This window comes from Sphingomonas sp. CCH9-F2 (genome assembly GCF_001556735.1).
Taxonomy (GTDB): domain Bacteria; phylum Pseudomonadota; class Alphaproteobacteria; order Sphingomonadales; family Sphingomonadaceae; genus Sphingomonas; species Sphingomonas ginsenosidimutans.
In genome coordinates this window covers 1-4079 of sequence record NZ_LSJO01000076.1, presented here as the reverse complement: position 1 = coordinate 4079, position 4079 = coordinate 1, and the positions used below count along the sequence as shown (strand labels likewise).

Genomic DNA, 4079 nt, shown 5'->3' with positions numbered 1-4079 from the left:
GTCCGCTTAATGGCGGGCGACAGCCCGCATCGACATGCATCGCGAAGCGGCCGATCGCGCGAGGGATCGGCCGCCATGGCAGTGGCGCTCGTGCGTTAAGTCAGCATGTAGCCGACGTCGGAGGCGCCGGTCGGATAGGCGAACATGGTGGAGCGAAGATCGGCCGCGGTGAGGCCGTGGCGGATTGCCAGACCGAAAACGTTGATTACCTCGTCGGCGTTCGGCCCCACGAGATGCGCGCCGAGGATGAGGTCCGTGTCCTCGTCGATCAGCAGCTTATGGCCGTAGACCGGCTCGGCGAGGCGGCGGGCGGTGAACCAGTCTGGCGTCGAGGCTGCGTTGACCCGGAGCGCGACGCCGCCGCGGCGCGCCGCCTCCTCTGACAGTCCGACGGCGGCGATCGGCGGCAGAGTGAAGGCCACGCTCGGCACGCCGCGATAGTCCGGCTGGTGCGTCGGGCCATCCAGGAGGTTGGCGGCAACTACCTTGGCATCGTGGCTGGACACCGGCGTCAGCCGCGGCCCGACTCCGGCAGCGTCGCCGGCGGCATAGACCCGCGGGTTGGAAATGCTCCGCAGATGCGCGTCGAGCTGCAGGCGCCCGTCCTGCACCGCCACCTCGCCGGCGGACAGGTCGAGCGCCTTGAGGTCAGGACCGCGCCCGGCGGCATGAACGACGAGATCGGCGGCGACGCTGAGATCAGGCTCGCCCTGGCGCTCGGCGTGGACCAGCAGACCGCTCCCGCTGCGCTCGACCCGGGTAACGGTGGCACCGGTCTCGACGCGGATGCCGAGCACCTCGAACCGGGGCGTCAGCCAGCCCACCAGGTCGGGATCGAAGTGCGGCAGGAGCCGCTCGGCCCGCTGTAGGATGGTGACCTCTGCGCCCGCTCGGGCCGCCAGATGCGAGAACTCCGCAGCGACATAGCCGCCGCCGATCAGCACGATCCGGCGCGGCAGGGCCTGAAGCTCCAGGAACGCATCGCTTGTGCTCACCAGATCTTCGCCCGGAATGCCGAGCGGGACTGGACGCGCGCCGCTGGCGATCAGGATATGGCGGGCCCGCAATGTCCGGCCTTCCACCACGATCGTGTCTGGGCCGGCAAAGCGAGCAACACCGTGTAATGCGTCGACACCGAGCTCGGCGTAGCGGTGCGCCTGCTTGGCGGGGATCGGATCGGTGAAGGTCCGCTTGAACGCCATCAGGTCGGGCCAGTCGATCGCCAGCGTGCCGTCGACGCCATGTCTGGCCATGCGCCTTGCCGCGTCGATCGCTTCCTCGCCGCTGACCAGCATCCTCTTGGGATCGCAGCCACGCAGCGCACAGGTGCCGCCGAACGGACGGTGATCGATGACGGCGACGGACCATCCAGCGGCACGGACCCGGCCGACCGCGACCTGCGCTGCCGTGCCACTGCCGATGACGATCAGGTCGTAGGAAGCCATGGTCGCATCTCCATCCGCATCGGCGCAAAAATCGCGCGCCCAACCTCGAGCGCTTCGGCCAGGCACAGACGAATGCCGTCATCGGCTCCGACCGGACCGCTCGCGCACCAGGCCGCCAGATGATCGTCATCGCAGAAGAAGGCCTGCAAGGTGCAGAGCGACGATGCCGCGCAGCCACTGGCATAGCGACGGCCGGACCAGACGACGATCGCGCCCGGCTCAACCTCTTCCAGCTCGCGGCCGCGGCTGGGGGTATGGATGCTATGATTTCATCGACGGCAACCCCCTGCTGGAAGCGCACCCGGTCGATTATGTGAACGACCCGGCGGTGATCGCCCGCAACGATCGAATGGTGTCGGTCAACGCCACGTTGCAGGTCGATCTGGACGGAGCGTGCAATTCCGAGTTCATGAACGGGCGCCAGTTCAGCGCCGCCGGGGGACAACTGGATTTCGTCCGCGGCGCCTATGCGTCCAGGGGCGGCCGGTCCATCATCGCCTGCCATTCCACCGCCGCCAGGGGCACGGTGTCCCGCATCGTTCCGGCATTGACGGGGCCGGTGACGACGCCGCGCAACGAAACCCAGATCGTCGTCACCGAATATGGCTGGGTCGATCTCAAGGGCAAGAGCGTCAGCGAACGGGCGCGCGCGCTTATCGGCATCGCGCACCCGGATTTCCGGGAGGCGCTGGCGCGCCCTTGATAAGCTGCCCTCCGGGGTGATTCCATCCTATCCAAAAATCAAGGGGACGCCGGGTTCAAAGGCGCTCCCAAACAATGGGAGAATGAAGTGCAGGGAAATCGCATCGCCAACACCGGTCTTGCAAACAGGATCATGGATGCGGACGCAGCCGCAAGCCTGATCACCAACGGCATGACGATCGGCATGAGCGGCTTCACCGGTTCGGGCTATCCCAAGGCGGTGCCGGTGGCGCTGGCGAAGCGGATCGAAGCGGCGCATGCGGTCGGGGAGCGGTTTCGCTGCCGTGTCTGGACCGGCGCATCCACCGGCCCCGAACTGGACGGTGCGCTGGCAAAAGCGGACGGCATCGAATTTCGCCTGCCCTATAATTCCGATCCGATCGCGCGAGAGAGGATCAATCGTGGCGAGATGGAATATTTCGACATGCATCTGAGCCAGGTCGCGCCGATGGCGTGGCAGGGCTTTCTTGGCCCGCTCGACGTGGCGGTGGTCGAAGTGGCCGGCATCCGCGCCGACGGATCGCTGATCCCTTCCTCCTCGGTCGGCAACAACAAGACCTGGCTCGACCGCGCGCAGGGCGTGATCCTGGAAGTCAATCGCTGGCAGAACCTGGCGCTGGAGGGGATGCATGACATCTATTATGGCACCGCGCTACCGCCGCACCGCATTCCGATCCCGCTCGTGCGCCCCGACGACCGCATCGGCGATACCCATTTTCGCTGCGACCCGGACAAGATCATCGCGATCGTCGAAACGGACGCACCCGACCGCAACCTGCCATTCGCGGCGCCCGATGCGGCGGCCAACGCCATCGCCGACCACCTGATCGAGTTCTTCCGGCATGAGGTCAGCAAGGGCCGACTGCCCGCGTCGCTGTTGCCGCTGCAATCGGGCGTGGGCAATATCGCCAACGCCGTGCTTTCCGGACTGGTCACCGGGCCGTTCGAGAACATGACCTCCTATACCGAGGTCATCCAGGACGGGATGCTCGACCTGCTGGATTCGGGTAAGCTGCGCATCGCTTCGGCCACCGCCTTTTCACTGAGTCCGGAGGCGGCGACGCGGCTGAACGCCGACATGGGCCGCTATCGCGACAAGATGATCCTGCGGCCGCAGGAAATCAGCAATCATCCCGAACTGATCCGTCGCCTGGGCTGCCTGGCCATGAACGGGCTGATCGAGGCGGACATCTACGGCAACGTCAACTCGACCCATGTCATGGGATCGCGTATCCAGAACGGCATCGGCGGATCGGGCGATTTCGCGCGCAATGCCTATGTCTCGATCTTCGTGACGCCATCCACGGCAAAGGGCGGAAAGATTTCCGCGATCGTGCCGCAGGTGAGCCATGTCGACCACATCAGCCAAGACGTGCAGGTGCTGGTCACCGAACAGGGGCTGGCCGACCTGCGCGGCCTCAGCCCGAAACAGCGCGCCGCGGTCATCATCGAGAAGTGCGCGCATCCCGATTACCGGCCTGCGCTCGAGGACTATTACCGCCGCGCGCGCGAAGGTGCCTACGGCCAGCAATCGCCCTCGCTTCCCGGTGAGGCGCTATCCTGGCACCAGCGTTTCATCGAAACGGGTTCGATGCTGCCCGATCAGTAAGACACGGTGCGTGCGTGGGAGGTAACGACGCACCCTTTGACGACAAGGCTCCCCGCAGGCATCCGTTGTGAATGACGTCCATCCGCAGCCTTGCGGGTGGCGGGTCCGGCAACAAGCATCCTGACGTGAGCGTTGAGAATTCCAAGAAACGCCATGACTGCTTCCCGTGACGACGCGCCGGCCCGGACGACCGACGGTCCGGGTCATCGGGTGCCGACAGTCATGGCCCGGCGCACCAGCCGAGAATCTCGACAGGGCGGCCCCACTTAGAGCCTGATTCATAATTATCCGATGAAATTTCATAGTCTTGCGATGCGACGCGC

Annotated in this window: 3 protein-coding genes and 1 pseudogene; 2 read left to right on the top strand and 2 right to left on the bottom strand. The window is 65.8% G+C overall.

Going from position 1 to position 4079, the window contains the following annotated elements:
* Positions 1 to 95 precede the first annotated feature (95 nt).
* Both AX685_RS02205 and merB read right to left on the bottom strand, forming a co-directional pair.
* The gene (locus AX685_RS02205; RefSeq protein WP_066280040.1) at positions 96 to 1445 is read right to left on the bottom strand and encodes a dihydrolipoyl dehydrogenase family protein; all 1350 of its coding nucleotides are present in this window, start codon (positions 1443 to 1445) and stop codon (positions 96 to 98) included.
* On the bottom strand, positions 1427 to 1705 hold the full coding sequence (gene merB / locus AX685_RS20790) for an organomercurial lyase (RefSeq protein WP_082740446.1): 279 nt from the start codon (positions 1703 to 1705) through the stop codon (positions 1427 to 1429). The genes AX685_RS02205 and merB overlap by 19 nt, the downstream gene beginning before the upstream one ends.
* Before the next feature lie 2 nt (positions 1706 to 1707).
* On the opposite strand from merB, the pseudogene AX685_RS02200 reads away from it, so the two are divergent.
* Both AX685_RS02200 and AX685_RS02195 read left to right on the top strand, forming a co-directional pair.
* Positions 1708 to 2148, top strand: a pseudogene (locus AX685_RS02200) (acetyl-CoA hydrolase/transferase C-terminal domain-containing protein); the annotation flags it as partial.
* A gap of 132 nt (positions 2149 to 2280) precedes the next feature.
* Complete coding sequence (locus tag AX685_RS02195; protein WP_066484942.1) at positions 2281 to 3756, top strand: acetyl-CoA hydrolase/transferase family protein; 1476 nt, start codon at positions 2281 to 2283, stop codon at positions 3754 to 3756.
* The last annotated feature ends 323 nt before the right edge of the window (positions 3757 to 4079 follow it).

What these genes read in the sequence shown, in the direction of transcription:
- AX685_RS02205 (WP_066280040.1), bottom strand. Translation starts at nt 1,445, where the DNA reads ATGGCTTCCTACGACCTGATCGTCATCGGCAGTGGCACGGCAGCGCAG.
- AX685_RS02195 (WP_066484942.1), top strand. Translation starts at nt 2,281, where the DNA reads ATGGATGCGGACGCAGCCGCAAGCCTGATCACCAACGGCATGACGATC.